This window comes from Collinsella sp. AF19-1LB, assembly GCF_003459655.1.
In the GTDB taxonomy this organism is placed as follows: domain Bacteria; phylum Actinomycetota; class Coriobacteriia; order Coriobacteriales; family Coriobacteriaceae; genus Collinsella.
Genome location: NZ_QRWO01000019.1, coordinates 51,435 through 54,912, shown reverse-complemented (window position 1 = coordinate 54,912; position 3,478 = coordinate 51,435). Strand labels below are relative to the sequence as shown.

The window sequence follows — 3,478 nt, the reverse complement described above, 5'->3', positions numbered from 1 at the left end:
GGACACATGTATGTCAATCTTGGTCTAACAGAGCCAATGATTTTGACCAATAGCGGTCACCGAATAATGGCCACCCTGCCTGCCCGCCGCCACTACGCTGGCGGTGCCAACACGCCCGCATTAGGAGAATCATTGTGGTGAACGAGAGACACGATGACCTACAGGAAATTATTGACGCGGCGCTCCGGGAGATCGCCGCAGAAGAGAGCGACGGATTCGACCCGCAGCACTGAAAACACTCGGCGCTCTACGGGAGACGGAGGCCCATCCGCAACCGGGTCGATTAAGCTACTTTACGTAAAATACTTAGCGGTACCGATGGCTATTAATACGGCGCAATCGAATCAAAATCAATTGGAAGACCAAGTTCATAGTAGTTAAACGGCGATACATCAAGCTCGTCCAGAGCGCCATCTCCGCGACGGACCCAGGATTTTCCCTTTGCACATACAAAGGCAATCTCGACCAGCGGATGTCGATGCATTCCGTAGAAGCCGCCCATATCGATAGATACCGAATGAAGTCCCGGAGGAATCAAATCGAGTATTTTCCTGTATTGATATGGGGATTCCAAATCCTCACCCTTGCAGCACCCCGCTCCATGGGTGACGACAATTGTCGCAACCACCTCATATACGGGAAGATTGCTGTCGTTGCGAATTACGATACGCGCATCACCCGTAGCATCTCTTTCAAGCCATGCAGCAATCGAAGATGGCTGCGCTAGCTTCTCGGCCGTTTTCAGGCGCTCGTCTGTTTTCTTCAGATGCTTTGTGTCACGTAAGGCAACATAAACCGTCAGGCAAAGTGTAACAAATGCACAAATTACTTGAACAACAGCACAAAAAGCGACCATGAGCAATAACCTTCCCTCGGCACAGAATGAAACCAAGAATCAGCCCGCCGCTTACACACTGGCCGTTATTCGAAAAGCAAGCCATCAAGCCAAGTTGTTAGATATATCACAATCTTGATGCTAATAATTTAACCAGCTCATCTGATGGTCCGTTTTTTCTGATGCGGCTGTAATCTCTCACATCAGTTAAGACTAAACCGCCTGCAGACTCACAGAAAACAGCGTGTGAAGGCGCGGCATTGACGCTCGCCTTAATGCTAGATTTATTTTGGCGTAAAAGAAGCGGACGGCAAGAAGGCTGTTTCTTCTTTTTCCGATAGCTTCTCTTGGTGCATGCCATCATGAACCTCCTAAAGGCTAATCACGCAACAGCTTTTGCGCAAAGAGCGTGATTAACAATATCATGAAGCAATAGATAGAGATTTACATCAGCGATTCCGAGCTTATTTGGCCTGTTGGATGTTACATACAAGATCCCCATAATTGAATTGTTCGAACCATCTCGCGCAACAAGTCTAGAAATCATCATGCAACGATCATCGGACCCGAAATGCTCGGAATTAACATCGTTATCCAACTGCCCGCAGTCTCTGGCTTTTTCGACATTGGGACAAAGCATGACGATATGATTAGACAGCTCTTTTTTATGCAACATAAGCACGATCTTGCTACCCATTGAAAGTGGTCGAGAATGTTGAAATCTCGTCGCATTCAATGCCCCTTCCCTAGCCACCGTTGCATAGCCAACTTCATGATCAGATTTCCCGGGACACACAAGCCTAATAGCGCAGCCTATTCCGGCATGAGGACGAAAGATAGAAAAACAGGAAGCGACGCCCTTGCAGCAGACAGTTGCCAATTCGCTTAAATTAACATCTGAATTTAATGTCTCATTCTCTACTTGATAGTTAAAGCTTTGAAGCTCATCGAGCAGGCGCACGTTCCGAAAACCCCGCCTGAGCGAATGCGCGGCAACCCATCCTACCACCAAACAAACTATGAAGAGAAAGGATGGAATGGACGCCATGTTCACATGAGATGTAAGCCAATCAATGGCCCAAGGAAATTTGCCATCCGTTAGTAGCTTCTCCACAAAAAGATTGGCGAACCAAGCAATTAGCCCACCAAAGCCAAATTTCATTAAGGTGTCCAATATCACTAGGGGGATGCCCCTGCTGAGCCCTACACTATAAAATCGAAAACAGGAATACTCACGCTTCCCTCGTTTACCGTAGTGCATCCAATCTTCAAAAGAATATCTATCAATCATGCCATCGCCTCCCGCCGCTACAATTTATATTAAAGCTTTGTGAGGTACTCCCCCAGCTCTTCCTCCCAGTCGGGCATGTGGAAGCCGCTGGTCTCGAGCCTGGACAGGTCGAGCGCGGAGTGGACCGGGCGCGGTGCGACGGGGCCGGCGGCGTTCGCGTAGTAGTCGGCGGTCGAAACCGGCACGACCTTCCCCCCGTTGCCGTTGGCGGCCTCGAAGACGGCGCGGGCGATGTCGGCCCAGCTCTTGACGGCGCCGGAGCCGGTGCAGTTATAGGTCCCGTAGGGGGCGTGCGTCCCCAGCACGTGGAAGATGGCCTCGGCCATGTCGCGCGTGAAGGTCAGGCGGCCCAGCTGGTCGTCGACGACCGTGACCTGCGCGAGCCCGTCCTCGGGGTCGGCGACGCGGTCGGACAGCCCCCTCATGGTCTTGACGAAGTTGTGCCCCTCGCCGATGACCCAGGAGCTGCGCATGACGTAGTGGCGGGGGCACCCGGCCACGGCGATGTCGCCGGCGGCCTTGGTCTGGCCATAGACGGACAGCGGGCTGAACGGCTCGTTCTCGGTATGGACCTCGGCCGTGCCGTCGAAGACGTAGTCGGAGGACACGTGGACCAGGGTGATGCCGTGCCCGGCGCAGGTGCGGGCGAGCAGGGCCGGCCCGGTCGCGTTGGCCTTCCAGGCGGTCACGCGGCCCTCGGGGGCCTCCGCCTTATCAACAGCCGTGTAGGCGCCGCAGTTGATCACGGTGCCGTAGAGCGACCAGTCGTACCGCGAATAGGCGTCCGGGTCGGACATGTCGAAGGTGTCGATGTCGCAGAAGTCGAAGTCCTTGGCGACCCCGCGCTCCTCGGCGAGGGCGCGCACGGCGTGCCCCAGCTGGCCGTTGCAGCCGGTGACGAGCGTTCGTTTCGGCGCCATGGGGACGACGTCCTTGAGCATCGGGTGGTTGAGGTCGGCCTCGGATACGGTGGCCTCGTCGAGAGGGATCGGCCACTCGATGGCGAGATCCGGGTCGGCGAGGTTCACGAACGTGTACGTCTTCTTGAGCTCCAGCGACCAGTGGGCGTCAACCAGGTAGGTGTAGGCGGTGCCGTCCTCCAGGGCCTGGAAGGAGTTGCCCACGCCGCGCGGGACGTAGATGGCCCTGCTCGGGTCCAGGGTGCAGGTGAACACCTTGCCGAAGGTCTCGCTGCCCTCGCGCAGGTCCACCCAGGCGCCGAAGACGCTGCCGCGGGCCACGGAGATGAACTTGTCCCAGGGCTCCGCGTGGATGCCGCGCGTGACGCCGCGGCTGTCGTTGTAGGAGACGTTGTTCTGGACGACGCGGAGGTCCGGGATGCCCAGGGCGCA

At 55.5% G+C, this 3,478-nt stretch carries 4 protein-coding genes; all 4 read right to left on the bottom strand.

All coding sequences use genetic code 11. The annotated features are described in order from the left end of the window. Positions 1-325 precede the first annotated feature (325 nt). Complete coding sequence (locus DWX39_RS06995; RefSeq protein ID WP_147329334.1) at positions 326-862, bottom strand: hypothetical protein; 537 nt, start codon at positions 860-862, stop codon at positions 326-328. Positions 863-962: 100 nt separating this feature from the next. After that, positions 963-1,196, bottom strand: a complete 234-nt coding sequence (locus DWX39_RS10930; RefSeq protein WP_147336387.1) for a hypothetical protein — start codon at positions 1,194-1,196, stop codon at positions 963-965. Between the two features lie 21 nt (positions 1,197-1,217). Then, entirely contained in the window at positions 1,218-2,126 is a 909-nt protein-coding gene (locus DWX39_RS10925; RefSeq protein ID WP_118072015.1) for a hypothetical protein, read from the bottom strand. Positions 2,127-2,155: 29 nt separating this feature from the next. Further along, positions 2,156-3,478: sugar nucleotide-binding protein (locus DWX39_RS06990; protein WP_233512208.1), on the bottom strand; the 1,323-nt coding region annotated here is incomplete at its 5' end.